Annotated in this window: 20 protein-coding genes; 8 read left to right on the top strand and 12 right to left on the bottom strand. The window is 64.5% G+C overall.

Annotated elements, in window-relative coordinates; genetic code table 11:
• Positions 1 to 164 precede the first annotated feature (164 nt).
• A complete protein-coding gene (locus tag LRQ04_RS08415) occupies positions 165 to 1,061 on the bottom strand; it encodes a TatD family hydrolase (protein WP_235519379.1) in 897 nt (298 codons plus the stop codon).
• Between the two features lie 172 nt (positions 1,062 to 1,233).
• Between LRQ04_RS08415 and LRQ04_RS08410 the strand changes: the two genes are divergently transcribed.
• The 3 genes from LRQ04_RS08410 to LRQ04_RS08400 are packed head-to-tail and all read left to right on the top strand — an operon-like array spanning position 1,234 to position 6,301.
• Positions 1,234 to 2,322, top strand: coding sequence for a MoxR family ATPase (locus tag LRQ04_RS08410; RefSeq protein WP_235519378.1), 1,089 nt, complete (start codon positions 1,234 to 1,236; stop codon positions 2,320 to 2,322).
• Between the two features lie 11 nt (positions 2,323 to 2,333).
• Positions 2,334 to 3,809: a DUF58 domain-containing protein gene (locus LRQ04_RS08405; protein ID WP_235519377.1), complete on the top strand. Its 1,476-nt coding sequence runs from the start codon at positions 2,334 to 2,336 to the stop codon at positions 3,807 to 3,809.
• Entirely contained in the window at positions 3,806 to 6,301 is a 2,496-nt protein-coding gene (locus LRQ04_RS08400; RefSeq protein WP_235519375.1) for a DUF3488 and transglutaminase-like domain-containing protein, read from the top strand. Before LRQ04_RS08405 ends, LRQ04_RS08400 begins: the two co-directional genes overlap by 4 nt.
• 129 nt (positions 6,302 to 6,430) lie before the next feature.
• Here the strand turns inward: LRQ04_RS08400 and LRQ04_RS08395 are convergent, their stop codons facing one another.
• A complete protein-coding gene (locus tag LRQ04_RS08395; RefSeq protein ID WP_211713185.1) occupies positions 6,431 to 7,912 on the bottom strand; it encodes an NAD-dependent succinate-semialdehyde dehydrogenase in 1,482 nt (493 codons plus the stop codon).
• A gap of 160 nt (positions 7,913 to 8,072) precedes the next feature.
• The gene (rsmI, locus tag LRQ04_RS08390) at positions 8,073 to 8,954 is read right to left on the bottom strand and encodes a 16S rRNA (cytidine(1402)-2'-O)-methyltransferase (RefSeq protein ID WP_235519746.1); all 882 of its coding nucleotides are present in this window, start codon (positions 8,952 to 8,954) and stop codon (positions 8,073 to 8,075) included.
• Between the two features lie 272 nt (positions 8,955 to 9,226).
• On the opposite strand from rsmI, the gene LRQ04_RS08385 reads away from it, so the two are divergent.
• The 3 genes from LRQ04_RS08385 to LRQ04_RS08375 all read left to right on the top strand — a co-directional run bounded on the left by LRQ04_RS08385 (position 9,227) and on the right by LRQ04_RS08375 (position 13,381).
• Entirely contained in the window at positions 9,227 to 10,915 is a 1,689-nt protein-coding gene (locus LRQ04_RS08385; protein ID WP_255774060.1) for a phospholipid carrier-dependent glycosyltransferase, read from the top strand.
• Between the two features lie 10 nt (positions 10,916 to 10,925).
• Positions 10,926 to 12,755 (top strand): long-chain fatty acid--CoA ligase, encoded by a 1,830-nt coding sequence (locus tag LRQ04_RS08380; protein WP_235519370.1) that lies wholly within the window; start codon positions 10,926 to 10,928, stop codon positions 12,753 to 12,755.
• 350 nt (positions 12,756 to 13,105) lie between these two features.
• Positions 13,106 to 13,381 carry a hypothetical protein gene (locus LRQ04_RS08375; protein ID WP_235519369.1) on the top strand — a complete coding sequence of 92 codons (276 nt, stop codon included), beginning with the start codon at positions 13,106 to 13,108 and terminating at the stop codon, positions 13,379 to 13,381.
• Between the two features lie 18 nt (positions 13,382 to 13,399).
• Here the strand turns inward: LRQ04_RS08375 and LRQ04_RS08370 are convergent, their stop codons facing one another.
• Positions 13,400 to 14,590: a TIGR01906 family membrane protein gene (locus tag LRQ04_RS08370; RefSeq protein ID WP_235519368.1), complete on the bottom strand. Its 1,191-nt coding sequence runs from the start codon at positions 14,588 to 14,590 to the stop codon at positions 13,400 to 13,402.
• A 142-nt stretch (positions 14,591 to 14,732) separates the two neighbouring features.
• Positions 14,733 to 15,725, bottom strand: a complete 993-nt coding sequence (locus LRQ04_RS08365; protein WP_235519367.1) for a stage II sporulation protein M — start codon at positions 15,723 to 15,725, stop codon at positions 14,733 to 14,735.
• A gap of 94 nt (positions 15,726 to 15,819) precedes the next feature.
• On the opposite strand from LRQ04_RS08365, the gene LRQ04_RS08360 reads away from it, so the two are divergent.
• Positions 15,820 to 16,623 carry an RDD family protein gene (locus LRQ04_RS08360; RefSeq protein ID WP_235519366.1) on the top strand — a complete coding sequence of 268 codons (804 nt, stop codon included), beginning with the start codon at positions 15,820 to 15,822 and terminating at the stop codon, positions 16,621 to 16,623.
• A gap of 40 nt (positions 16,624 to 16,663) precedes the next feature.
• Here LRQ04_RS08360 and LRQ04_RS08355 read toward each other — a convergent pair whose 3' ends face one another.
• The 5 genes from LRQ04_RS08355 to LRQ04_RS08335 form a co-directional block, all read right to left on the bottom strand.
• Positions 16,664 to 17,488 (bottom strand): pentapeptide repeat-containing protein, encoded by an 825-nt coding sequence (locus LRQ04_RS08355; protein ID WP_235519364.1) that lies wholly within the window; start codon positions 17,486 to 17,488, stop codon positions 16,664 to 16,666.
• Between the two features lie 185 nt (positions 17,489 to 17,673).
• A complete protein-coding gene (locus LRQ04_RS08350; RefSeq protein ID WP_235519362.1) occupies positions 17,674 to 18,894 on the bottom strand; it encodes an Ig-like domain-containing protein in 1,221 nt (406 codons plus the stop codon).
• A 116-nt stretch (positions 18,895 to 19,010) separates the two neighbouring features.
• Positions 19,011 to 20,489, bottom strand: coding sequence for an adenosylhomocysteinase (gene ahcY / locus LRQ04_RS08345; protein WP_235519361.1), 1,479 nt, complete (start codon positions 20,487 to 20,489; stop codon positions 19,011 to 19,013).
• 43 nt (positions 20,490 to 20,532) lie between these two features.
• Positions 20,533 to 20,751: a Trm112 family protein gene (locus tag LRQ04_RS08340; RefSeq protein WP_235519360.1), complete on the bottom strand. Its 219-nt coding sequence runs from the start codon at positions 20,749 to 20,751 to the stop codon at positions 20,533 to 20,535.
• A gap of 129 nt (positions 20,752 to 20,880) precedes the next feature.
• The gene (locus tag LRQ04_RS08335; RefSeq protein ID WP_235519357.1) at positions 20,881 to 21,258 is read right to left on the bottom strand and encodes a DUF3499 domain-containing protein; all 378 of its coding nucleotides are present in this window, start codon (positions 21,256 to 21,258) and stop codon (positions 20,881 to 20,883) included.
• Between the two features lie 132 nt (positions 21,259 to 21,390).
• On the opposite strand from LRQ04_RS08335, the gene LRQ04_RS08330 reads away from it, so the two are divergent.
• Positions 21,391 to 21,909, top strand: coding sequence for a metallopeptidase family protein (locus LRQ04_RS08330; protein WP_235519355.1), 519 nt, complete (start codon positions 21,391 to 21,393; stop codon positions 21,907 to 21,909).
• Positions 21,910 to 21,936: 27 nt separating this feature from the next.
• Here LRQ04_RS08330 and LRQ04_RS08325 read toward each other — a convergent pair whose 3' ends face one another.
• The gene (locus tag LRQ04_RS08325; RefSeq protein WP_235519353.1) at positions 21,937 to 23,628 is read right to left on the bottom strand and encodes a DUF5719 family protein; all 1,692 of its coding nucleotides are present in this window, start codon (positions 23,626 to 23,628) and stop codon (positions 21,937 to 21,939) included.
• Positions 23,621 to 26,983, bottom strand: coding sequence for a glycosyltransferase family 2 protein (locus LRQ04_RS08320; protein ID WP_235519352.1), 3,363 nt, complete (start codon positions 26,981 to 26,983; stop codon positions 23,621 to 23,623). Before LRQ04_RS08320 ends, LRQ04_RS08325 begins: the two co-directional genes overlap by 8 nt.
• Positions 26,984 to 26,986: the final 3 nt, after the last annotated feature.

Here is a 26,986-nt window from a genome sequence, read left to right as displayed (position 1 = left end):
ATCATTCAACTTGTGGGCACGGAACCAACCCGCCCAGTTGTCCGAAGGCCTTCCCCGACCCCGGCTATTTGTTTAACACAGTAACCGATCTGTTATAAAGCGACCAAGACATCTGCATACCCGGTATCCATTTGAGAGGCCCTCCGCCACCCCTCAAACAGGCATCAGGCCCATGATCCGTAGGCCCGCAGCGTGTTTTCGGCCAACCGCGAACACAGCTCGGCGAGGTCATTTCCTGTCACTTCTGCCATGGAACGGACTGTGTAGGGAACCATGTAGCTCGCGTTCGGCCGTCCTCGATGCGGGTGCGGAGTCAGGAACGGCGAATCCGTTTCCACCAGGATCCTGCTGGGCTCGGCGATTGCCAATGCCTCCCGGAGGTTCCCCGCGTTCTTGAAGGTCATGGTCCCGGCGAATGACATGTACCAACCGTTGTCGTTACAGATCCGGGCCAGTTCCGCGTCGCCTGAGAAACAATGGAAGACCACCCGCGCCGGGGCTCCCTCCTCCCCCAGCACCTGCACCACATCATCGTGGGCGTCGCGGTCGTGGATCTGCAGGGTCAGACCCAGCCTTTTTGCTATGTCGATGTGGCGCCGGAACGAATACCGCTGATGGGCCAAACCTTCACCGTGGGTCCGGAAAAAATCCAGCCCGGTCTCGCCTATGGCCCGGATCCGCGGGTGGGAAGCCAATTCCTCGATCTCTGCGAGCGCCGCTTCCAGCTCACCGCGGCCTGCATAGATGGGCGCATCGTTGGGGTGTATGGCCACGGCTCCGAGCAGGCGCGCATCGCTCTCCACGGCCTGGACAGTGAACCGGGACGACTCAAGGTCGCAGCCCACCTGCACGGCGCCCTGCACGCCCACGGCCTCGGCTGCGTCCATGGCGTCCCGCACGGAGACTTCGATGAGGCCGTGCCGGAAGTCCAGGTGGGTGTGGTTGTCCATGACCGGCACGGGCAGGGGTTCGGGCGCCGGCGGATATTCCTTTCGGGCATCCGTGGGTTCGGTTGCATCGGCAGGCGCGCGGTACGGAGCAGGGGCGAGGGAGTTGCACATCTTTCCACCTTAATCGGACCGCGGTCCTCGGAACGGAGAAGATAAATTCCACTTGGCACATAAATTCCGGAAGCACTATGTCAGCGACGGCCAAACTCTGGGTAGTCTGGAACGGAAAGGCGGCCAGCACCAGCGGGTTTGCTGGTGTGTGGCCACGGCTGAAGGGCAATCCATGGAGTCCAAGCGACAAGTCACTGTTGAACCCTCGCCCCTCCATGACCAGGCCTACAGTGAACGTCCCCACGATGGCGCTGCCCTGAACGGGCACAAGCCACAGGTCATGGACGCGGACCGGTTCCACGACGCCAGTGAACGCATCCTGGCCTCCATCGGCCAGGTCATCGACGGGAAAGCGGACGCGGCCAAGCTGGCACTGACTGTCCTGCTCGCCCAAGGACACCTTCTTCTGGAGGACGTGCCGGGCGTAGGAAAGACACTCTTGGCGAAGACATTGGCCAGGACCGTGGACTGTACGGTCTCACGCATCCAGTTCACCCCTGACCTCCTGCCCTCGGACGTCACGGGCGTGTCCATCTATAACCAGTCCTCACGGCAATTCGAGTTCCGGCCGGGTGCCGTTTTCGCGAACATCGTGATCGGCGATGAAATCAACCGCGCCTCCGCCAAGACCCAGTCAGCCCTCCTGGAGTGCATGGAGGAGCACCAGGTGACAGTGGACGGCCGCTCCTACCAGCTGGGTCTTCCCTTCATGGTGGTGGCGACGCAGAACCCCATCGAAATGGAAGGCACCTACCCCCTGCCTGAGGCCCAACGCGACCGGTTCATGGCCCGGATCTCCATGGGTTATCCGGACAAGGACGCCGAAATCGAGATGCTTGAGACGCACCAGGCATCCTCGCCGCTGGTCAACGTGACCCCTGTGGTGACGGCCAACGATGTTGCTGCCATGATTGCTGCGGTCCAGCAGGTGTATGTGTCCACGGCCATCAAGGAATACACGGTTGCCATCGGCCGGGCTACCCGCGACAGCGCCCGTCTCCGCCTGGGTGCAAGCCCCCGCTCCCTGTTGCAGCTGTTGCGTGCCGCCAAGGCCACAGCGGCGCTCGATGGACGTGACTTCGTCCTCCCCGACGACGTGGTGGACGTGGCCGAGTCGGTGCTGGCACACCGGATCATTCTGGACCGCAAGGCAACGAGTTCCGGCGACACACCGCAAAGCATCATCCGGGGCATCCTCGCTTCCCTGCCGGTGGCACAGGAAACGCCCGGCCAAGGCCGCAGGGACCGGCACACCGCTTAGGAGGCGGGCATATGGCACTCGTGGATCGGCTTCCTAAGCACTTGTTCACCAATCGCGGATGGGGACTGCTGGCTGCGGGCGCCCTGGCACTCGGTTGTGCGTACGTCATGGGCAGGCGCGACCTGCTGACCTTGGCGGTCCTCCTCCTTATCCTGCCGTTGGTCTCGCTGGCAGGCGTCCGGGTGCTCAAGCCGAAGTTCCAGGTGTATCGGGAATTCAATCCCTCCACAGTGGAAACAGCCAACACCACCACGGTCCGCCTGGCCGTTGCCCGGTCCACGTACACCAGCGGCCACGTGATCATGGAAGAGCAACTCCCGCCCCGGTTCGGCGAACCTCCCGCTTTCCGCTTCCCGGCGCGGTCGGCTTCCGGCGGCACCAGCCGCTATGAATACCATTTGCGGTCGGGCAAGCGGGGGCAGTTCAGGATCGGTCCGGTCACCGCCGAGTTCAGCGACCCTTTCGGTTTGTCGTTGCGCCGCCATTCAATTGACGACGGCGACATCCTCACCGTGACGCCGGCCGCCGTCGAACTTCCCGCTACGGGCTTGGCAGGAGCGCGCGGCAACGACGGCGTAACTGCGACACGGATCCGGGCCAACCCCAGCGACGACGACATCATGACCCGCGAGTACCGGCACGGGGACCCGATGCGCCGCGTCCACTGGGCTGCCACCGCCCGCCATGGCCAACTCATGGTTCGGCAGGAGGAGTCCGTCACCACGCCGGAAGCCACCCTGATCCTGGACCAGCGGTTCACCGCGTTTTCAGGCGGCCCTGGCTCCGGGTTCGGAGCCCACGACGACGATTCGGACCTGGTGACCAGCCCCAGCTTTGAGTGGATGGTCACCGCTGCCATGTCCATCGCCGGGCACCTGGCGGAGCGGAACTATTCCCTGCGGGTCCTGGATTCCTTTGGCGGCCCGGCCTTCCTCCGTTCCCGTTCGGCGCCGGAGCCGGACACGGAGGAGTTCGCAGGTGTTGGCGGCTTGCATGCGGTCGCGGAGGGGCTGGCCGCCATAGAGCTCAGCGGCCCCAGGCACGTCCGGGGCGACCACCATCGGATGGAGCATTCCCGCGCGGACCAGCGGAGCCAAGGCAACCACGGTCCTGACCACCGCGAGTCCGGTGCCAGCGCATCAGAGGACTCCGTGTTCGATGACCGGCTGATGGACAAGCTCGCGGCACACCGCCTGCGGGGTCCGTTGTTGGCCTTGGTCGGGACCATGACCGCCGCCGAGGCACGGGCCCTCGCCCCGGCCGCAGCCTACGGCGCGAATGCTTTCGCCTTGGTCATGACCGACTCTTCACGCAGCAGCAGCAACGACGACGTGCTGGAAATCCTGCGGCAAGCCGGCTGGCGGGTCGCCGCCGTAACGTCCCGGACGTCCCTGGTCGCAGCATGGTCCTCCTTCGATGAGGGCGGCATCGTCGCGGCCGCAGGCGCAGCCATGGACGTGCGGCGCGGGGCGGCGGTCCCCCGATGACTGCCACTTCGCACCGCTCCCCCGAACCCGCGACCCAACCCGGCGGAAAACCCGGTCAGGACCAGCCCAGGAGGACCCAGCCGCGGCGGCCTGGGCCTGGGTTGTATCCGTGGGTCATGGCCGGATCCATCGCGGTGGCAGTCCTTGGAGCCGCGTTGTCCTTGAACGGTGTGCTGAGGGGCTGGGCCTGGTTCATGCCGCTCATCACCACTGTCGTGGTGGTTTCGCTTGCCCTGGCCGGACTGCGGGCCCTCGGCGCCCGGCCCATCCTGGCCACCCTCGGCTCCTTGGCGAGCCTCACGGGTGTGCTGAGCTTCATTTTCTGCCGCCAGGACAGCCTGGCTGGTTTCATCCCCACCCCCGGTACGTTGACCGCCGTCGGGCGCCTCATCAAGCGCGCTGGCGAGACTGTAGTCTCCGAGAGCGCTCCGGTGGCGCCCAATGCGGGCATCGTCTTTGTGATGTGTGCCTGCCTTGGCCTTCTGGTGATCCTGGTGGATGCGCTGGCTGTTCCGCTGGCCATGCCGGCTGCCAGCGGAATTGGGCTGATTGCCATCATGGTGGTTCCGGCCACCATCAAGCCCCAGAGCGTGGGCATGCCGGGGTTCCTCGGCGCGGCCGTGGGATATCTCCTCATCCTCGGGTGCAGCCATTGGTTCGCCCCCGACGCCCGGTTCCAGACAGGGACGGGGCGCGGTTCCGGCCAGTTTCGCCGATCCGTCGTCACGGGCGGGCTGGCGCTCGCTTTGGCCATGGTGGTCCCGCTGGCCATTCCCGGCTTCGAGACGGGTACGTTCCCGCAGGGATCGAGGTTGAGTCCGTGGGGCACTTCCAACGGCCTGAACCCCATGATCACGTTGGGCAACAGCCTCCGCAGCCCCATTGGTTCGGGTCGGATAACGTACGCCACAAGTTCCGGCTCCGCACTGTATCTGCGCTCGGTCACCATTGACCATTTCGACGGCGAGACCTGGGCGCCGGATGACCGGGCAGCGCAAAGGCGGACCGGTGCCGACAGGATCGAGACCGGCTACTCGGTCCAGGGCGACGTCGTAAACGCCGTGACCTCAGTCAACGCGGGCCTGTTCACCAGCCCCTACCTCCCTGTGCCCTTCGCGCCGGCGTCAGTGAACGGGCTCAACGGAAACTGGACCTGGGATCCGCAGACCCTCAGCATCATGAGCTCGGAGACAACCACCCGCGCCCAGCGCTACGTCGTTTTCTCCGCCGCACCTAAGGTCACGGCGAAAGCTTTGGCCCAGGCTGCGCCCACACCCAAGGGGATCTCCGATGACTTCCTGCGGATTCCCAACGGCCTGCCGGAGATCGTCCGCCAGACAGCAGATGCGGTGACACGCCCTGCGGCGAATAATTACGCCAAGGCATTGGCCATCCAGAAATACCTGCGCTCCGGTGAGTTCACCTACTCGCTGCAGGCCCCCGTCCAAAACGGCTACGACGGAAACGGCCTCTCGGTGCTGGCTGACTTCCTTGCCGTGAAGAGCGGATACTGCGTGCACTTCGCATCTGCCATGGCCGTGATGGCGCGGGCTGAGGGCATCCCAAGCCGGATCGCCGTTGGTTACGCCCCCGGCCGCCTCACCGGCGAGTCAGTTGCGCTGGTGGGCCAAGGGTCGTTCCCGGAGTACGAAGTTGATGCCCGGGACGCACACGCCTGGCCGGAACTGTACTTTGAGGGCCTTGGCTGGGTTCCTTTCGAACCCACGCCGTCACGGGGCGTCGTCCCGGAGTACGCCTCGGAGAGTTCCACCGCGGGGAACCTCAGCACCAACGCGGATGAAAAAGACGTCCCCACCACGCAGGCCCCACCGGCAACTGCCCCTGTCCCCCTGCCCGGCGTTGACACGCCGGCAACGACAACAGCCAGCGTCAACCCGTACCCCGCCATGATTGCCATCGCTGCCGGGGTCCTGCTGTTGATCGGCTTCCTGTGCTCGCCCCGGCTGAGCAGGAGCATGCTCCGCCGGCGGCGCCTCAACCGGAAGCCTCCAGGTGATTCCCATGATGGACCGCCAGGCTCTGCAGATGCAGCACCGCAGCTGGCTTGGGATGAACTGCAGGACCTCGCCACTGACTACGGGGTGGAGTCAACGCCCAGCGAGACGCCAAGGCACTTCTCCGCCAAGCTCCGCTCGAGTCCCGCTTTGGGTGAGGTTGGCGGGATGGACGACGCCGCGCACGCAGCGGTTGCCTCGCTCACCTCGGACTTCGAAAGGCAGCGCTATGGTCGCCCTGCGGAGACCGCCCCGGCAGCGGCGACGCGCATCGCCGTCGTCCGTGAATCGTTGCGGAACAACGCGACCTGGTTGGTGCGCTTCCGCGCGGACTGGCTGCCGCCGTCGATGATGCGCCGCTGGGTCCACGCCCTGGGTGCGCCGTTCCGGGCTGTTGGGGCGCTGGGAAAGTGGCTCGGGTGGAAGGTGGCCCGTGTGTGGCGGGCGCTCCGGGGGCTGTTGCCCGAGCGCCGCTGACGCGCCCGGCCGCGCTGTTGCCCGAGCGACAGCAAAGGGCCCGACGCCGGAACTTGTGGTTCCAGGGCCGGGCCCCTGCATGTGTCAGCCGTTCTTGTTGCGAGAGCGGCAGACCGGATCCTGTGCAGCCTAGTCGGCGTAAGGGTCCGCGATACCTACGTACTGGGTGTAGAGGTACTCTTCGATGCCCTCGGAGCCGCCTTCGCGGCCCAGGCCGGACTGCTTGACACCACCGAACGGAGCAGCGGCGTTGGAGATGACACCGGCGTTCAGGCCCAGCATGCCGGTTTCAAGGCGTTCGCTGATCCGCAGGCCACGGTTGAGGTCCTTGGTGAAGACGTAGGCAACCAGCCCGTATTCGGTGTTGTTGGCCAGGCGAACCGCGTCATCCTCAGTGGAGAACGTGATGATCGGGGCAACCGGGCCAAAGATTTCTTCACGCAGGATGCGGGCGTCTTCGGCCACGTTCTTCAGCACGGTGGGCTGGTAGAAGTAGCCGGGACCGTCAACTGCGGCACCACCGGTGACTGCTTCTGCGCCGCCTTCCACAGCCTCCGTGACCAGGGCGTGCACGCCGTCGCGGGCCTTGCCGTCGATCAACGGACCAACCTTGGACTCTGCTTCGGTGCCGCGGGCCGTGGTCAGTGCACCGATCCTGGCCGCGAACTTCTCCGCGAAGGAGTCGGCGATGGACTCGTGCACAATGAAGCGGTTGGCAGCGGTGCAGGCCTCGCCCATGTTGCGCATCTTCGCAGCGATGGCACCTTCAACAGCCTTGTCCAGGTCAGCGTCCTCGAAGACGACGAACGGGGCGTTGCCGCCAAGTTCCATGGACGTGCGCAGGACCTTGTCCGCGGCTTCGCGGATCAGTGCCTGGCCGACCGGCGTGGAACCGGTGAAGGAGATCTTACGGAGACGGTCGTCCTTGATCAGCGGGCCGGTAACAGCGCCTGCCGTGGAGGTCTGGATAACGTTCAGGACGCCGGCCGGAAGGCCTGCTTCCTGCATGACCTGCGCGAACAACAGGCTGGTCAACGGGGTGAGGTTGGCCGGCTTGAGGACCATGGTGCAGCCAGCGGCAACGGCGGGGGCTACCTTGCGGGTGGCCATGGCCAGCGGGAAGTTCCAGGGGGTGATCAGCAGGCAGGGACCAACCGGCTTCTTCTGCACGAGCAGGCGGTTCTTGCCATCCGGTGCTGCGGAGTAGCGGCCGGAGACGCGGACCGCTTCCTCGGAGAACCAGCGCAGGAACTCGGCGCCGTAGGTGACTTCGCCGCGGGCTTCGGCCAGGGGCTTACCCATTTCCAGGGTCATCAGGAGTGCGAAGTCTTCTGCACGCTCGGTGACGAGCTCGAAGGCACGGCGCAGGATCTCGCCGCGTTCGCGTGGGGCGGTGCGGGCCCAATCAGCCTGGGCGGCAGCTGCGGCGTCGAGGGCGGCGGCGCCGTCTTCAGCACCGGCGTCGGAGATGCTGAGCAGGACCTTGCCCGTGGCGGGGTCCTCAACATCAAAGGTCTTACCGGATCCTGCCGGGCGCCACTGACCGTTGATCAGCAGGCCGGTGGGAACGGAAGCCAGCAGTTCGCTTTCGCGTTCAACCGTGACAGTCATGGCGACTCCTTCGTCTTGGGTGCTTTGGAGTGTTGCACCACTAGGTTTCCTTGCCAGAAGTGGCTTGAATTACTGCCACGGTACTGCCCATCCGGAAGGAGTGTCTACGCCTTCGCGCACTGCCAAGCGGGCGCCTATTTGTGCAGCTGCACAGCGTCGATCAGCGGGCTGCCAGGACCGCCGAGTACAGTTCCCGTTTGCTGACGCGGGCGTCCTCTGCCACCGCTGCCACGGCTTCCTTCAGGCGGATACCCTGGGAAATCAGCTCGTTGACAGCTGCAACGTGGTCCTCGGGCTTGCCGGGTTCCTGTTCAGGCGCACCACCGACAACCACGGCAATTTCACCGCGGACCTCGTTGTTTTCAGCCCATTCGAGGAGTTCACGGAGGCTACCGCGGATGACTTCCTCGTACGTCTTGGTCAGTTCACGGCAGACAGCGGCGCGACGGTCGGCACCGAAGCGCTCATGCAACGCCCGGAGCATCACTTCGAGCCGGTGCGGCGCCTCGAAGAAGACCATGGTGCGGCGTTCGTCGGCGAGGTCGACCAGGCGGGAGTTCCGCTCACCGGACTTGCGCGGCAGGAACCCTTCGAAGCAGAAACGGTCTGTGGGCAGGCCGGAGAGGGCCAGTGCCGTGAGCACGGCGGAGGGGCCGGGAACCGCGGTGACAGTCAGTCCGGCCGCGACCGCTCCTTCAACCAGGCGGAAGCCAGGATCCGAAACCGCAGGCATGCCGGCGTCGCTGACCATGAGGATGGTCTTGCCTGCACGCACGTGGTCCAGGAGTTCGCCGGTCTTGGCCACCTCGTTGTGTTCGTGGTAGCTGATGACCCGGCCGGTAACCTCTATGCCCAGTGCGGTAACCAGCCGGTGCAGGCGCCGGGTGTCCTCCGCTGCCACGATGTCCGAAGTCCCAAGGAGCTCAATGAGGCGGGTCGATGCGTCGCCAACATTCCCGATCGGGGTCGCCGCCAGTACGATCCTGCCAACACCCGGGGTTCCGCTGGATGGTGGACTCTCCAAAAGGGGTGCCCCGTCCATATCTTCTTCGCCGAAAGGAGCCAGGTCCGGGGTGTTGCGTTCTTCGTCCACCTGCCAAGCCTAATGCCGCACTGCCCTCCGCGCCGCACCTCAACGCTGGCATAAGGATCGAAAGGTAGCATGGGCGGGTGAACCAGTCGCCCGTTCCTGCCACAGCTTCCGGCACGCCCGAGGCGTCTTCCGCGACCGCCGAAACAGTCGGCCCCGAGGCCCTCGGTGACCCTCAGCAGTCCGGCTCGGCGGGCAACACCGGAACTCCAGGCCCTGACGGGTTGGCGTCGGCCTCGACAAACCCAGCCTCGCCAACCCCAAGCGCTCCCCTGCCTGGCCGCGGCTTGGAGCGCCACCGGTGGATAGCCCGGCCCGCGGAGGCGTTCACCGCCACCGCGCTGCGCGCCCGTCTCATCGGCGAGGTGCAGAGCTGGCGCGACTACCCGGCACCGTTGCGTTTGTGGTTCTGGCTGATCCCCACCATCACCGCGGTACTGGGCGGAATCCTGCGCTTCTTCCGCCTCGGCGAGCCACATAGCCTGGTTTTCGACGAAACGTATTACGTCAAAGACGCTTACTCCTACTTGATGAGCGGCTACGAGCGGAGCTGGCCGGCCCAGGCCAACGACTCATTCAACGCCGGCAACCCAAACGTCCTGCTCAACACGCCCGAATATGTTGTCCACCCACCGGTGGGTAAATGGATGATCGCGTTCGGGATGTGGCTCTTCGGCGGCGACAATCCTTTCGGCTGGCGTTTCAGCGCAGCGCTGACGGGCACGCTGACGGTGTTCCTTGTCTCGCTCATAGCGTTGAAGCTCTTCCGCTCCCACACCCTGGGCGTTGTTGCCGGGCTCCTGCTTGCGATCGACGGCCACCACCTGGTTCTCTCCCGGACCTCACTCCTTGACATCTTCCTGGCGTTCTGGATTCTGGCCGCTTTCGGCGCCCTGTTGCTGGACCGCGACGACGGCCGACGCCGGCTGGCTGCCCGGCTCGCCGCGCAGGCGGCTGCTTCGCCCGGGCGTATGCCCACCCCCAGCCAACTCGTCGCTGGCCCATGGTTGGGAATGCGCTGGTGGCGGCTCGTCGCTGGCCTGTGCCTTGGCCTGGCGGTGGGCACCAAATGGTCAGCGCTCTTCTTCGTTGCCGCGTTCGGCCTGATGACAGTCCTTTGGGACATGAGCGCGCGCCGCGTCGCCGGCATCCGCAGTTGGTTCAGCGCCGGCATCATCAGGGACGGACTGCCTGCGTTCGCCACCATCATCCCCGTCGCTGCCCTCACCTACGTGGCCACATGGACAGGTTGGTTCCTCTCCAAGGACGCCTACTACCGCCAGTGGGCAGCCACCAATCCGGCTCCCGGCTGGGATTGGTTGCCGAACTCTGTGCGGTCCCTGGCGCACTACCACCTGGAAGCGTTCAAATTCCACCAAGGCCTCAGTGCCGACCACCCGTATGAGTCGAGCCCCTGGACGTGGCTGGTCATGGGGCGGCCTACGTCGTTCTACTACCAGTCCCCCAAGCAGGGCACGGCGGGCTGCGTCGTGGAAACCTGTTCCTCGGCTATCCTCCCGGTGGGGAACCCGGTGGTCTGGTGGGGTGGAACCATCGCGTTGGTCATCCTGTTGTTCTGGTGGGCCGGGCGCCGGGACTGGCGTGCGGGAGCAATCCTTGCCGGTGTGGCAGCTGGCTATCTGCCGTGGTTCATGTACCCCGAGCGCACCATGTTCATCTTCTATGCGGTCTCCTTCGAGCCGTTCCTGGTCCTGGCCCTGGCCTACGTGCTTGGTTTGGTCCTGGGGCGCAGCAGCGACCCTCCATGGCGGAGGCGCTCGGGGCTCTACATTGTGGGTTTGGTGTTGGTGTTGGCAGTTCTTGCAACCGCGTTCTTCTACCCGGTGCTGACTGCCGAGGTGATCAGCTACCAGGAGTGGCGGATGAGAATGTGGATGCCGTCGTGGATTTAGGAGGCAAGAAGTGAGGGAAGCAAGCACGGATCTTCTGGTGGAGGTCGATCCCGACACCAACGTGACGGACCTCCTCCTGGAACGCTGTGCCAAGGATCCCTTCGGCATCCTCTACGCCCATAACACCCCCAACGGCTGGTTGAACGTGTCGGCAGCCAGGTTCCTCGCCGACGTCACGGCCTTGGCCAAGGGGCTGATTGCCGGCGGCCTGAACCCTGGCGACCCTGTGGCGGTACTGTCGAGGTCAAGCTTCGAGTGGACCCTGGTGGACTTTGCCATTTGGATGGCCGGTGGTGTGACCGTGCCCATCTACGAGACGTCCTCCGCCAGCCAGATTGAGTGGATACTGGCCGATTCCGGGGCACGCCGGATCTTCGTGGAGGACGCAGGGAAAGCCAGCCTCGTCCACGATGTGGTGGACAAATCTCCGTCGCTGGGAGACGACCCCGTCACCATTGTGCGGATGGAGCACGACGGCGACGCCCCCAACCTGACCAGCGTGTCCGCCGTCGGCGTCGGAATCATGGACTCCGAGCTGGAGCGGCAGCGCAGCGCCGCGACGCTCGCCGACGTCGCCTCCATCGTTTACACCTCCGGCACCACGGGCAAGCCCAAAGGCTGCGAAATCACGCACGGCAACTTTGTCCTGGTGGCGCGCAACGTCATTCCTTTCCTGCCCGAATTGCTGATGCAGCAGGACGCCCGGACGTTGATGTTCCTGCCACTGGCGCATGTCCTCGCACGTGCTGTCCAGGTGGTGTGCCTCACGGCGGGCATCACCCTGGGGCACAGCGCCGGCGCCAGCGGGCTCATGGCCGACCTCGGAACGTTCAAGCCCACGTTCCTGCTGGCAGTCCCCCGCATCTTCGAGAAGGTCTACGCCGGCGCCGGACACAAAGCTGCCATGAGCGGTAAATCCGCGCTTTTCGCCGCAGCCTCGGCAACCGCTGTTGAATATTCGACGGCGGTCGACCTCGCCGCGCGCGGCAAGGGGCCAGGCCCCGGTTGGCTCCTGAACCTCAAGCACAGTACCTTCGACAAGCTCCTGTACCCGAAGGTCCGTGAGGTCTTCGGTGGCCAGGTGGGTTACACCGTATCTGGCGCCAGTCCCCTGAGCCTGCGTGAGAACCACTTCTTCCATGGCGCGGGCGTTCCGGTGCTGGAAGGCTACGGCCTGACCGAGACCACGGCACCTTGCACGGTCAATACGCCCAGCATGACAAGAATCGGCACAGTGGGGATCCCCTTGCCCGGGACCACCGTGAGGGTGGCCCCGGACGGCGAAATCCTGGTCAAGGGAATCGGCGTGTTCAAGGGTTATCACGGCAATCCAACCGCCACCGCCGAAGCCTTCGTCGATGGATTCTTCCGGACGGGCGATCTTGGCGAATTGGACGAGGACGGCTTCCTGACCATCACGGGACGGAAAAAGGACCTCCTGGTCACGGCCGGCGGGAAGAACGTGGCTCCGGCTCCCTTGGAGGAGAAGCTCCGGGAGCATCCGTTGGTGGGCCAGGCAGTGGTGGTTGGCGACGGCAGGCCGTTCGTCGCAGCGCTGGTGAGCCTGGACCCGGAAGGGCTTGCAGACTGGTGCGCAGTGAACAAGGTCTCCCTTTCCGCTGAGGAAGCGGCCGTGGACAGCCGGGTGCAGGCCGCGGTTCAGTCCGCAGTGGACGAGGCTAACAAGCTCGTCTCCGAAGCCGAATCCATCCGGAAGTTTGCCTTCATCACTGCTGACCTCAGCGTCGAGTCCGGGCACCTGACGCCGTCGCTGAAGCTCAAGCGGGCCGCCGTCGTCAGCGACTTCGCGCCCATCGTGGAGAAGCTCTACGGAAAGTAGCTCCGGCACCTAGGCAGGCTCAAACCACCACCTAGTTGCACCGTTCTACCACCTAATTCGGCCGTATTTGCCACCTAATTGAGCCATTGACAATCTAAGGGCTCCTCCTCCCCTCATAACGTTGGCCCCACGAACCAGACGTTTAGGGGGGGGGATTAATGGCAGTTCCATCAACAGGACCGAGACAGGCGCTCTACTCCCGCGCGCGGGCAACATTGTTGCCCCGATCCATCGGGTTCACGATCATCGCATTCGGGGTGCTCTTCATAGCGCTTTCACTGACTCAACGGCGCCTCGATTTTCTACTTCTGCCGTTGATCGCCTTTCCGTTGGGCTCTTTCGTCGGATTCATGACGGCGACCGTGAAAGTGGACGAACACAGCGTGGTCATCGCGTTCTGCGACATCTTCAAACGGACACTGCGTCGCGACGAAATCGCAACGGTGACCACGGACAATGCAGCTGGTCCAAGCGGCTACGGGGTCCGGTACATGGGACCTGGCACGGTCGGCTACCTCGTGGGAGGTCCGGAGATCAATATCCAGCTGAAAAGCGGCAAGACCGTCATCGCCAGCACGAACCGCCCTGAACAACTCATTCGTATTCTGACCGAAGTAGAGAACTAGTGCCCGCTTAGCGGTCCCTTAGCGGCGGGACTCCGCCTCAGCATCGTGTACTCCGGCTGAGCCAGAGTCCTCATCGGTTTCCGGCATCGATGCGTCAGCCTCGACGCCCTGACGGCCAGCGATGCCCGCGCGACGCCGCTTTGTCGGCCACGTGAAGATGAACGTCAGCGTCGCCACCAGGAACACCAGGGCACCGATGACGATCCCGGCATCCACCCAGAACTGTCCCGGGAAGAGTCGGATGAGGGTGTCATCCAGGGAGAACGTCCACGTCCCGTTGGCGAAGAAGATCCTGTGGAACTCGGTAAAGAACTGCTGCCAGCTCAACGCGGCCAGGACAGCGAGGCCGATGATGATGACCAAGGTGACGATGGATCCCGCGAACAGGCCGCGGCGGATTCCGCCGTTGCTTCGCTTACGCAGGTACAGGATGCCGATGATGCTGAGGATGATCAGCAACAGACCAGCCGCGAAAGAAGTCAGGATGACCACTTTCACATCGGCCATGTGTGCCACTTCGCTGTCCTTGAACAGCTTGGTCCCGTCCTGGTTCATCAAGCCGCCCAGGTACCGCGGACCGGCCCAGTTGCTGAGGTAGTCCACCGCGTACGACCCGAAGGTCATGCGGTCATCGGTGCTGAAACCGTAGCCATCGCCGGGGAAACCGGGACGGTTGTACTCCACCCAGAGGAACAGCGGGCTGGTGACCGCCCTGACAGCGAGCACCAGGAGGATCACGGGGTAGAACACCGCCAACAGCACCTGGAAGATCCGGGGACCCACCGGCTTGACCTTCGCCGCTTGCTCGCGTTCGGCATTGCGCCGGGCTACTTCGTCTTCAGGCGGGCGGACCTGAAGGGCCGACGTCGGCAAAGGCTCCGAATAGTGCGACGGTTCCTTATCCGCTGAAGTACTTGCAAGTGTGTCTGCGAAAAGCGGCGGTTCAGGCTCGGCGTCGGCCGCTTCAGCGGCTTTCCGGTCGGCGCGGGTTTCCGGCTGTCCGGTACTTTCTGAAGCCGTGGGAGTCGCGCCCGTCGTAGTTGCCGGCGCGGGCTGGGCAGCCTTGGGAGTGGGGCCTGCCGCGGGTTCGGGGGTCGCTGCCGAAGCACCGGAGGACGTCTTTGGCTTCATCCAGTCGAAGGCCGGTTCGTTGGGGTCCTCAGGGACGTCCGTGTCAGGCTCTTGTGGTTTTGGGCTCTTGTCGCTCACAGCGGGTTCACTTCCGTAGGCATGCACCGGCGGCGGTTGGGGACTGCCGGCTCTCTTGTCTGCATTCGAGCCTACCGCCCGCCATGACGCAGACACGCGGAGCCACCCCGCCTGCGACCAGATCGCAACGCAACCGTAAGGTCTATGCCGCAATACTCCGGTAGCCGGCGTCGTGGGCGTCCAGGTCTCCGGTCACACCGGACCGGACCGCCTTCCGGCCCAAAACCAGGGTGTAAGTCCAGTAGGCAGCCAGCACGAACGCGCCGATGCCGATTTTGGCCCACACCGGCAGTTGGCTCGGCGTTACAAAACCTTCAACGATGCCGGATACCAACAGGACCAGCACCAGGCCCAGGGCAACAGTGATCAGGGAGCGGCCCTCATCGGCGACCGCCTGCAGCCGTGTCCGCGGACCGGGCCTCACCATGGCCCAAAAGATCTTCAGCCCCGCCGCGCAGGCAATGAAAACGGCCGTGAGTTCCATGAGCCCATGCGGGAGGATGTAACTGAAAAAAATGTCCAACTTCCCCGTCGCCAGGAAAAGCCCAGCCGCGATGCCCACGCCCTGCGCATTCATGAAAAGGATGAACGGAACCCAAAAACCCGTTACTCCGAATGCCACTGCCTGGGCGGAAATCCAGGCATTGTTGGTCCACACCGCGCCGGCGAACGACGCCGCGGGATTCTCCGAGTAGTAGTCAATGAAGTCTTCCTCGACGTACTGCTTCACTTTCGCGTCGCTTGCCACAGCCCTCAGCGCTTCCGGGGAGGTGCCGATCCAGAGCGCATACGCCCCTGCCACCAGCACGAAGGCCACCCCGCACCACACTGTCAACCAACGGATCCGGTAGAAGGCGGCCGGCAGGGAAATGACGAAAAAGCGCGCCAGGTCTTCCATGAAATTCGAGCGGGCACCGGTAAACCTGGTGCGGGCCTGCGCCAAGGCGGCAGAAAGGGACGCTGACAACCCGGACTCGGGCGCCACGGACCGGATCAGTGACAGGTGCGCAGACACGGTTTGGTACAGGCGAAGCAATTCGTCCGCCTCAGCCCCCGTAATCCGGCGTTTATGCGCCAGGAAGAGAAGCCGCGACCATTTGTCCCCATGCACGGCCGAGAAGGCATCTATGTCCACGCCACCACCCTAACGCCCTTATCCGCCCACCGGGCCAGAACCGCCGCTAGACTCATTGGTGCGGGCACGCCGCCCGCAGCATGGGGGGGCGATCTTGAGTTCCATCATTACTGGTGAGGCAGTTGTCCTTGAGTTGCGCCCGGCGTCCTTCGCCTCCCGAGCGCTGGGGCTCATCCTGGACGTCATCTCACAGGTGGTCCTCGCTATCCTCCTCATCATCCTGGTCTCCGCCGCCGCCAGGGACCTCGACGAAGCTGCCGTCCGGGCCCTGATCCTCAGCAGCGTGATCTTCTCCGTCATCGTTGTACCCGTCACCGTCGAAACGCTCACCCGTGGGCGGTCCTTGGGAAAGCTCTCAGCGGGACTACGCATAGTGCGCGACGACGGCGGCGCCATCCGGTTCCGGCACGCCCTCATCCGTGGGGTCCTCGGCTTCCTGGAGATCTACCTGACCTTCGGGGGCCTCGCCATCTTCGTGGCCCTGTTCAACGAGAAATCCAAGCGCCTCGGGGACATCGTCGCCGGCACCTACTCACTCCGGCAACGTGTCAGCTCGAAGCCGCGCATCATGCCCGTCGCCCCGTCCTACCTGCAGGCATGGATCGCCATGGCAGACATCGGCAGGGTGCCCGACGCCACGGCACGCCGTGCCGAAACCTTCGTACAGCAGGCATACCTCATGGCGCCTGCATCACGCATCAACATGGCCGCGTCCCTGGCATCCGAACTCGCCCGGTACGTGGCCCCGCCACCGCCCGCCGGGACCATCCCCGAGGATTACATCGGCGCGGTCCTTGGCGAGCGGCGCAACCGGGAACTGGCACGCCTCCGGCAGGCCGAAATACGGAACCGCGCCACCGGCGAAAGGCTCCGCAAGCTGCCTTTTACCAGCAGCTAACCGGCCCGGACGGTGCCCGGGCCGCTTAGCCGCATCCTGCTTAGACCCAGTGTTCGGGTCTTGAAAGCCGTATTGGTAAGCGTGTGTCAGAACTGCCCTCAGCGGCATTCACTTGCGGCTGGGTCACGTAAAGAGCACGCGAAAGGTCCGCAGCCTGAAGTTGAGCTCCGCGGAGGTCGGCGCCCAACAAGTCCACCGCGGCCAAGTCACTCCCCCTCAGGTCGGCCCCAATCAAATAGGAGCCACGGAGGCCCGCCCCACAAAGACGCCGGTTGGCCAGTACCGCACCCATGAGGTCGGCACCCGGGCGCAGGCCGCCGTCGAGCGTTTCAGTTCCTTCGGCACAATAAGCACCGCGGACTTCCTCGCTTACCTCCATCAGGAGGTTCCGCACCTCGCCGTGGAGGAGTCCGACGTCGGCACCCAGTACCGTCGTCGCGTCGCCTCCGGCGATCGTTGCTATGCGGCTGGACAGGAGCCCCGCTTCGTCGGCAAGTTCAGGGTCGAAAGTGCGCAACCCGGCTTCCTCCAGGTACCAGAGCATCTCGTGGAGTTGCTTGACTGTTTTGAATACGGCGAACATCGAGTGCCTGGACGACGGATCTTCGGCCCAGCTGACACCTCCGAAGGTTTGCTGGGAGACGGCCTGGCCCGCGCCGAAACAATCAAACACGGTGCATCCGCGGAAGCCGCGGGGACGCAGGCGTTGATGGATGGTGCAGGAGAAGTCGCCGGCAAGGTTGGGGCAGGGCGCAGCCGCAGGCTTGTCGATGGCGAAGTCCGCCGAGCGGGCAAAGCCAAGGGCGGTACAGCAAAGCGCGAAACAGCTGCCGCAATCAGGGCGAAGGGTTGGTGAAATAGTCACATGTGCTCCAAAGGGAAAAGGGATCCGGTGGGAAAGGCCGGGGAACCCGTCTACGGGTTCCCTTCAGGGACTCCCGGAATCACCACAAAGGGCAGCACAAAATGGAGGGCCGACACTGGGTGGGCGCCTGAGGAATGGGTCAAAGCATGCAGGAAATAATCACTGCCCTGATCCTACAACGGCAACTAGCGCTGGGCGTAGCTGGCCCAAGGGATGTTCCAGTCCCCGAAGCCTTCCAGCGGCTCCACGGCAGGCGCACCGGTGTTCAGGATTTGGACAACATCTCCGGTCTTCATGTTGTTGAAGAACCATGCGGCGTCATCCGGCAACAGGCCGACGCAGCCGTGGGAGACGTTCACGCGGCCGATGGCACCCCAAGCGGCTTCAAGTGCTTGGTGAACGTACACTCCGGACCAGGTGAGGCGGTTGGCGTAGTCCACCACCATGGGAGGGTAGTAGCCCTTGTCGCCAGGCTTCAGGCCAATGCTGCCGGCGTTGAAGTTGGATTTGCGTTCCTGTTCCAAAATGACGGCGTAGCCGGTGGGAGACAACCAATCTTCGCCTCCCAGGGAGACCGGCGCTGTGTGCACCAACTGGCCATCCGAATAGACATTCATGGTCTTGGTGGTGTCGTCTACCACGGCGACGCGCTGGGGCCCCGTGGTGAACGTGGACACCACGTTCCCGTTGCCGATCATCTTGTTGCCGAAATCCACGCCCAAGAGCTTCATGTCGACGGTGACGGTGCTGCCCGAGGCCCAGAAAGCCTCAGGACGGATCCGCACTTTCTTGTCCGAGTACCAGTGCCACGCGACAGGCTGGCCGGAGGAGACTGTGATGGCAACCCGCTTCTCCATGGCTGCCTTATCGAGGACGGGCTCGCTGAAGTTGATTTCGATCGGCTGGCCGGAGCCGGCCGTTGAACCGTTGCGCGGGTAAATGGAGGCGTCGGCCTCGTATGCCGCGGAAACTGTGGTGAAGGTTTGGTTCTTCTTGGTTTCCTTGCCCGCAGTATCCACCACGGTGAAGGAATAGGAGTACTGGGTCTTGAACTTCAGCACCTCAAGCGTGGTCCAGGTACTGCCGTCCGGGCTGGTCTTCCCCTGCACAGGCGCACCGCCGCCAACCGGTGTCAGCACCACGTCCTTGACCTTGCCGTTGACCGCCTTGATCTGCGGCCCAACCACGGGGTTCCATTCCACCGCACCGTCAAGGGGCGTGATACCCAGCTCAACCGGCTTGGCTTCAACCGTGGGAGTGGGTGACGCCGCGGAGCCGGCATTCTGGCTGGATCCAGCCAGCAGGCCTGGTACGGTAGCCACGCCAATCCCGCCCACGGCGATAGCCGCGCAGATCCCCACAATGGCAAGGATCTTGCCCGTTTTGCGTTTGGCGACTTCCGTCATGGTTCCTGTCTTCCTGTCCCCCGGCAAGCAATACTGAACACCCAATTCTAGCCGAAAGGCCGGCCACGCTGGACGCGTGCCGGCCTTTCAACAGCGAATCTGCGATCCACCACCGCTTAGTAGCGGTAGTGCTCCGGCTTGTAAGGACCGGCGACGTCCAGGTCGAGGTAGTCGGCCTGTTCCTTGCTCAGCTCGGTCAGTTCAACGCCCAGGGCGTCCAGGTGGAGCCGTGCGACTTTCTCGTCCAGGATCTTGGGGAGGACGTAGACCTGCTTCTGGTATTCGCGCTCCCCTGCCGGCTGGTCCCTCTTGGTCCACAATTCAATCTGGGCAATCGTCTGGTTGGCGAAGGAGTTGCTCATCACGAACGACGGGTGGCCGGTGGCGTTGCCCAGGTTCAGCAGGCGGCCCTCCGACAGGACGATGATGGAGCGCTCAGTGTCGGTCCCGGCGTCGAAGACCCACTCGTGGACCTGCGGCTTGATCTCGACCTTCTTCACACCTGGAATCTTCGCAAGGCCCGCAATGTCGATCTCGTTGTCGAAGTGGCCGATGTTGCCCACAATGGCCTTGTTCTTCATGCCCAGCATGTGCTCGGCCAGGATCACGTCCTTGTTGCCCGTGGTGGTGATGAAGATGTCACCCTGCGCGAGTACCGATTCCAGCTTGGCCACCTGGTAGCCGTCCATGGCTGCCTGCAGGGCACAGATGGGGTCGATCTCCGTGACGATGACCCGCGAACCCTGTCCGCGCAGCGCCTCGGCGGCACCCTTGCCGACGTCGCCATATCCACAGACGACGGCGACCTTACCGCCCATGAGCACGTCGGTGGCACGGTTGATTCCGTCCGGGAGGGAGTGGCGGATGCCGTACTTGTTGTCGAACTTGCTCTTGGTGACGGAGTCGTTGACGTTGATGGCCGGGAACAGGAGTTTGCCCTGCTCGGCCAACTGGTAGAGGCGGTGCACGCCGGTGGTTGTTTCCTCGGTGACACCCTCGATCCTGGCGGCCAGGCGGGTCCACTTCTGCGGGTCGGTTTCGAGGGTCCTGCGGAGGAGGTCAAGGATCAGGACGTACTCCTCGGGGTCATTCTCCGCAGCGGTCGGGACTGCGCCCGCCGCTTCGAATTCGACGCCCTTGTGCAGCAGCAGCGTTGCGTCGCCGCCGTCGTCCAGAATCATGTTGGGACCCAACTCCGGGTTGGTGTCCGCGCCGGGCCAGGTAAGGATCTGCTCCGCGGTCCACCAGTACTCCTCGAGCGTTTCGCCCTTCCAGGCGAAAACCGAGACACCCTGCGGGTCTTCCGGCGTGCCCTGGCCGACGACGACGGCGGCAGCTGCTTCGTCCTGGGTAGAGAAGATGTTGCAGGAAGCCCAGCGAACCTCGGCGCCCAAGGCAGTGAGGGTCTCAATGAGCACCGCCGTCTGCACGGTCATGTGCAACGACCCCGCGATACGGGCGCCCTTCAGAGGCTGGGAAGCCCCGAATTCCTCCCGAAGAGACATAAGCCCGGGCATTTCGTGCTCGGCAAGGCGGATCTGGTGGCGACCTGCCTCCGCGAGCGTGATGTCGGCCACTTTGAAATCGAAAGTCATGGAAATCCTTTGGGTACCGTGCGGGTTTGGTGACAAGCGGGTGTTACGCCTTGGAGTCGTGCTGGCCCGACGTCGCTGCGTGGGCAGCGGCCAACATTTCCGGCGGCAGGAGAAGCGGAATGCCGTCCTCGATCGAGTAGCGGAGCTTTTCGCCGTCCGCCGCGGCGACGGAGGCAACCAACTCGTCGCCCTCCTGGACCAGCGGTGAACCCGTCACGGGACAGCGCAGGATGGACAACAGTTCAGGACTGACCTTTGGCATGAATGATGCTCCCTGGGTGGCGCCGCCCGGCGCCGCTGGCTGGTTAATCTGCAGCTTCCAGACTACCGCGCACGTTCGTGCCGTTTGGAGCACCGCGACGATTTGCGACCCCTGCCTTGCGGCGGCCGATCAGGACGGTTCGCGGAGGATCCGCAGGTGGGCCCGCCGTGTGCCTTCGGTACCGGCCGGCGGTTCCATGTGCGCGTGGTTGTGGCGTACCGGAGCTTCCGGAGCTGCGGAGGCCGCCTCGCGGACGGCGTTGGCGAGTGCGAGCAAATCATCGGGCCCGGGCTGGGGCGGCGTGGTGGGCATGGCCAGCCGAAGCACTTCCCATCCCCGCGGCACGGTCAGGCTTTCGGCGTGCTGCGAGCACAGGTCATAGGCATGGGGTTCGGCATAAGTGGCCAGGGGACCCAGGACCGCGGTCGAATCCGCGTAGACGTACGTCAAAGTAGCCACCGCGGACTGGCGGCAGGCCGACCTTGAACATTGACGAATAGCACCCACAACATCCCAGATTAGCGCCAGGTGCCACCCAAAGTGCGCATTGGCTGCCCGTGGCCTGCCAACTCCGTCGACCGGCAACAACTGCGGCGCGCTGAGGTCGCGCTGCCGGTCCCCCGGTACTAAAGTCGATATATGCAGTCACAGCCACATATCCCCGGTTTCACCATCCGGTGGACTGACGCGGATGGCGACCAGGCCGGGGAACACGCAGGCACGGGCGGGCGGAGCTTTCGGCGCCGCAGGCGCAACCGCCACGGACGGGGGCTGCGCGGCGAACTGATGCTGGCCAATCTGCCCGGTTTCCGTACCCGCTCAGAGCGCTTTGACGACATGGTGCTGGACTCCGCGGAGCGCCTGCAGGACATGTGGGGCAAGCAGTTGGACGGAGTGCTCTTCGCAGTCGATGAAATTCCACCGGACCTGGAGCAATTGGTCGCTACGGGTGGCACCGCTCCCATGGGCTCCTACACTCCCGGGGGCCGCGGCGAAGCGCCCATGATCACCATTTACCGCAGGGTGGTGGTTCAAGGCGCCAGCACGCGTGAAGAGCTTCAGGATCTGGTCCACGACGTCGTGGTGGAGTACACAGCCGAAATGCTCGGTGTGCCACCGGAAACGCTGGACCCGGTCTACCGTCGCCGCTATCAATAACGACGACTGCAGGCTCGGGAGCGCTGCTTAGTAACCCACCGAAACGGGAACCTTTTCAAGTCCCGCCGCTGCGTCCTGGATCGCCACCACAGACACGTCCGAACGTCCCTGCTTTCCCAGGACAAGGGCGCCGTAGACGGGATCACCGGAAGCCGAGACAACGTATCCGGCCACTATGGCGTCGCCGGATTTCGCCGGGAGCTCGATCATGGACGTGGTTCCGCCGCTCATATCCACGTCCACAGCCTTGCCGATTTTTCCGTCGGCCGTCACGGGAGCGTAGCTCACTGTGGCACGGCCGTCGGGCACGCCAAAGCTGAGGAACCGTTGGCCATCGCGAGGAACAGCAACCAAGTGCTGGCTGCCCAGTCGGGCTGACGCCGGCGACCATGCGAAGTCAGTCGCGTCCTCCGGCTTGGCACCCCGCGTGATCCTGGTCGACGCCACGAACGAGACGTCGGAGGTGGCCTTGACGGTGTAACTTCCGGCAGGAACGCCGTCAAGGTTCAGCGTGGCCACGGAACCACCCTTCACCGTCACTACTCCCCCGTTGGGTACCTTGCGTTCACCATTCGCTCCGTAAAGGCTGACCTGCACCACGGCGTCCGTGGATCCCGGAACAGCTATCTGGAGTGCAGGCACGGCATCGGCAAACCCCGACTTCCCGGCCAGCGCTTTGGTAGCGGCAGGATCCTGGATGTCGACGCCGGACATGACCTGCAGGTTGGACGGTCCAGCTCCTGGCGAGAGGTACTCAACTCCGCCCGGGGCGAGCCCGCGCAGCACGCTCTGCTGGATGGTCCCAGCCACAGGACCTCCGGTGCTGCGTACATGGACGGCCAGCTGCGCTTCATTCGGGGCAAGGCCGGCGAGGTTGACCGAGCGGGTCGTTCCGGGGGCTACCAGGAGCCCCCGCGCTCCGGGCGCCTGAATTTGTTCCTGGTGGCCATAGAGCTCCAGGTTCACGGTGGCGGGAGTTTCAGAGGCATTGCTCAGGTTCAGGACGGCGGTGCGGCCGACAGCGGTGTTCGCACCCAGCAGCCAGGCATCATTTCCTGGCTGCTGGCATTGGGCAGACGCCAGGCCACGCAGGTCACCGTCCGTGGCCGAATAGCTGAGGTTCGCAGCCAAGGATGCTTGTTCGTTCCCCAGCGCATCTGCGCCCACCAATGATTCTCCTGTGACGGGGCTGATGGACGCCACGCCCGCGGACAATACCGGCGGACCGGATGTGGGCGTGGGGCTGCTGGTGGGCGCCTTGGCGATCTCCGCCACTGTGCCGCCGCCCAGCGAGGTTATCTTGCTTCCGGGAACGGTACCTGCCGGGTTGCTCAGCACCACGGCATTGAGCGCGCTGGTGGCTGTGGTGGATACCGGGCTGAAGTCGGCATCCGTGCCGACTACCGTACCGTTGACCAACCGGGCCGGTTCAGGACAGACACCCAGGGCACGTCCCGCCGGGACATCTGCCTGGCGGAAAGCCATGGTGGTGCCACCGGATGGTTCGGGCATCATCGATGCGGCAGCAACCGCGCCGCCGCCAGCGGCCAGGATGACCACGGCGGAGAGCGCACCCGTGACGACGCCCTTCCTGGAGCTTCGGGCGCCCTTGCCGGTGCTTCGGGAACTGCCGGCGTCGCCGTCCTTATCGGCGCGGGACTTCCTGGGCACCGGGACATCAGTGGCTTCGTCAGGCACTTTCTTCCGGTCGTCAGACACTGCTGTACTCCTTACGGAGGGAAACTTCGTCCCTCGACATGCCGGTTCGGGTGCGGCGCGCAGGCATTGGAACGGCCAGCAGGAGCGTCAAACCGATCACCACTGCCTGCAGTATGCCGAACCATACAGCCCACGGATTCGTATAACGCACTTCGAGGTTTCCGCCCGTGGCAGGAAGTTCAAAAGCCTGCGCCCAGCCGGACGTCGTGGAGGTCAACTGGCGGCCATCCAGCGATGCGGACCAGCCGGGATCGGCACGTTCAGCGAGCACCACTTTGCGGCCCTCGTCCCCTGGCGCCACGTCGGCGTCAACGGAGACTTCTTCGGAGGGCAAGGAACTGACTACTGCCCCTTTGGCGTCGATAATTCTTACGCGGTGTGTCGTCTCCGCAGCAGTAGCCGCCGGTTGGTTCCGCGGCGTTACGCGCCACAACCATCCGGCGTCGGTCTGCCCCACAGCAACAAGGCCGGGAACGGCGTCGATCCTGCTGGCAGTCAGCTGGGCGGCATTGTCGGCCGCCTTGAGGACAACGAAACCCGCGCCAAGCTGTTCCAGGTCCGGCCGCGGATCCACACCGGTGCTCGCCACAATCGTGGCAACTGCCCTGCGAAGGGACGTGGTTGCGGCGTCGTCAGCCGCGATCTCCTCACGTCCCGGAGCACCGATGATTGTCCGTGCGGAAGCAATGGTGGACAGGCTGTCCATGGTGGTTCCCGATCCACGCATCAGGGATGACGTGAAGGCACCCTCCTCACCACTGGTGATAACCAGCGTCCGCGTCCGTTCCGGACCAATCCCGCGGTCGACGGCGGTGGCCGGCAGCGTGCCGGTGTCCACTGGCCGGACCAGGCGAGCGGAGCCAAGGGCCGACGTCGGATGTGTAGCCGTGGTTGAGACCGCCCCGCCTGCTATGGGTGCAGGCTGCAGGACGTTCTGGGAAACCCAGGCACCCAGGCCCGCCAACGGGCCGGCGACGAGGAGCGTCATGACCACGGCTGAGGAAATCCGGCGCAGCGGAAGCTTCGCCCGCTGTGAATCAGGAGTCCGGCGGCGCACTGTAAAGAGTTTGTCGGCACCGATGATCCCGGCACCGAGCAGCAACATCCCAGCAGCGGAGACAGCCGGGCCGGTGAAAGGGCCCACCATCACGTTGCCGTTGACGCCAGTGGCGACGTGACCGACCAGCCAGCTGGCCGCCAAGGTAGCCAAGGCCGCCAGCCAGAAGACCCTGGCCATTGCGCTGCGTTTACCGGGAAGGAACAGGGCGGTCACTGCCAGGACCAGGATGGGCGCGCTGATGAGCAAAGCCAGGATCAGCGCCCATGGCACAGAACCCGGACCGAAGAAGGCCAAACCGTTCAGGCCGCCGTCGATACTGAACGCCAGCGGTTGCCCCAGGAACTGCTGCCACAGCGGTGCCGCTTCAAAAGTGAGGGGCAGGCCCGGGTCAGCGAGCAACGAACGTGGCCTGTCCAGTACGGAAATTCCGTAGGGCAGGAACAAGGCAATAGTGGGCAGGAGCGACCACCACAGCGTTTTGCCCCGCTGTCCAAGAACCACGGCGGAGAGGATCACTGCGACGGCGATCGGGCCAAGCAGCGACGGCGCAGCCGAGGTGACCACTGCCATCGCAAGGCCAGCCGCAGCGCCAGCCGTCCAGGACGGCGTTCCGTTGATACCGGGCTTACCCAGGATCCGAGCAGGCTTCCGAGTGAGTGCGGAGTTACCAGAGGCCGGTCCTTGACCGATAGCGGATCCGGAGGCCCGTAGGAGCGCCAGGAGCAGCAGGGGCATCATCACGTGCGCCACCAAGGCACCAAGTCGTCCCTGGTTGATGGCGATCTGGAGCGCAGGCGCGGCGGACCAGGCAAGAGCGGCAACGGTGCGGAAACGCCGTTTCGTGGTCAGTGCGCCTGCAGCGAACCAAGCCCCCAGCCCTGAGAGCGGCATGGCCAGGATGAGCAGCCAAACCATGGCGGAATTTCCATCCCCACCGCCGAACAGCGACAACAGCCACAGCACGTATCCAAACGGATCACCATGGCCGGGCAGCCCTGCCCCCAAGGAGATCCACCACGTGGACGCGTTGGCCCAGATGTCTCCGGGGAGCGCGGAAAGGGGCAGGAGTCCCCCACCGGCCACCGCGCCGGAGCGCAGCAATCCCAGAAGGCCTACCAGGGCCGCGGCAAGGGCCAGGACCGCAGCAGCGACGGCACCCGTGCCCACCCAGCCGCGTTCATTGGTTGCCAGTGCCGCGAAGTCATCGGCGGCATCGCCACTCGGCTCCGGAGCCAGGAGGTCGGAGACGGCGGAGGACTCATCGCCGGGACGTATGGCCTCCAGCAGGGAGCGCCGGTTGGCCCTCACTTCGCGCGTGGAGGTTTGCAGGCCACGGATCACGGAGCGGTGTACACGCCGTGTCCTGGCCGCTACCCGGCGGCCCCTGGCGATTGCGCCGGGACGGAACAGGGCAGCCACCGTGGAGGTGAATTGGGAGAACCCGTAACCCGGCTCCTTGACCAGGATGCTGAGCAGCAACCGGACCACCGCACCGAACAAGGCACCGATTGCCTGAAAGGGCACGTTCCACCACGGGGTGTGCTTGAGCCGTAAGTGAATCTGCGCTTTCCTGGCCGCGGAGGAGGTACCCAAACCGTGCGGCCTGTGCTCCACATGGAACATGCGGGCGCTGGGGACCACCACCACACGGTTTCCCGCGAGCCAGTTGCGCCAGCAGAAGTCGACGTCGTCGCCGCTGCCTGGAAGGGCGGGGTCGAAGCCCTGCAGCTGCTCCCAGATGTCACGGCGGATCAGCATGCCCGCAGAGTTCACGGCGAACGTGTCAGTCCGCGCGTCGTATTGTCCTTGGTCCACTTCATCGGCGTCGATCAACGTCAGGCGTTCGGCCCATCGGCTGGTCGATAGACCCACATCAACAAGGTGCCGTTCGTTATCCCACCCGAGCTGCTTGCAGCCGGCTACCGTGACGGACGGGGCACGTTCGACGGCGTGGAGCAGTTCCGCCAGCGCGTCGGGCGCAGGCGCAGCGTCGTCGTGAAGGAGCCAGATCCATTGGACGGATCCCTGCCTGCCGCCTTCGGCTGCGTCCCGGGCGGGGGGAAGTTCGTTCAAGCCCGCCTGGACGGCCGCGCCGAAGCCGGACTTCGGTTGCGTGAAGGTGGTGACGTTGCCGGTTCCGAACGCTTCGCGAAGCAACGCCTGCGAATTATCCGTGGAACCTGTATCAATGCCAATGGCGGCATCTGCCGAACGCGTCTGGTTCGACAATGCCGCCAAGGTCCTGGGGAGATAGTTTCCACCGTCGTGGGCAACCACGACGGCGGTAACATGCACTTC

This window comes from Paenarthrobacter sp. AR 02, assembly GCF_021538675.1.
Lineage (GTDB): Bacteria > Actinomycetota > Actinomycetes > Actinomycetales > Micrococcaceae > Arthrobacter.
This window is presented reverse-complemented; position numbering and strand designations above follow the sequence as displayed.

Bases quoted from the DNA above. Each gene is read 5' to 3' on its own strand.
- LRQ04_RS08375 (WP_235519369.1), top strand. From the start codon at position 13,106: ATGACGGCGACCGTGAAAGTGGACGAACACAGCGTGGTCATCGCGTTC.
- ahcY (WP_235519361.1), bottom strand. From the start codon at position 20,489: ATGACTTTCGATTTCAAAGTGGCCGACATCACGCTCGCGGAGGCAGGT.
- rsmI (WP_235519746.1), bottom strand. From the start codon at position 8,954: ATGGACGGGGCACCCCTTTTGGAGAGTCCACCATCCAGCGGAACCCCG.
- LRQ04_RS08405 (WP_235519377.1), top strand. From the start codon at position 2,334: ATGGCACTCGTGGATCGGCTTCCTAAGCACTTGTTCACCAATCGCGGA.
- LRQ04_RS08330 (WP_235519355.1), top strand. From the start codon at position 21,391: ATGCAGTCACAGCCACATATCCCCGGTTTCACCATCCGGTGGACTGAC.
- LRQ04_RS08400 (WP_235519375.1), top strand. From the start codon at position 3,806: ATGACTGCCACTTCGCACCGCTCCCCCGAACCCGCGACCCAACCCGGC.
- LRQ04_RS08350 (WP_235519362.1), bottom strand. From the start codon at position 18,894: ATGACGGAAGTCGCCAAACGCAAAACGGGCAAGATCCTTGCCATTGTG.
- LRQ04_RS08395 (WP_211713185.1), bottom strand. From the start codon at position 7,912: ATGACTGTCACGGTTGAACGCGAAAGCGAACTGCTGGCTTCCGTTCCC.
- LRQ04_RS08410 (WP_235519378.1), top strand. From the start codon at position 1,234: ATGGAGTCCAAGCGACAAGTCACTGTTGAACCCTCGCCCCTCCATGAC.
- LRQ04_RS08415 (WP_235519379.1), bottom strand. From the start codon at position 1,061: ATGTGCAACTCCCTCGCCCCTGCTCCGTACCGCGCGCCTGCCGATGCA.
- LRQ04_RS08340 (WP_235519360.1), bottom strand. From the start codon at position 20,751: ATGCCAAAGGTCAGTCCTGAACTGTTGTCCATCCTGCGCTGTCCCGTG.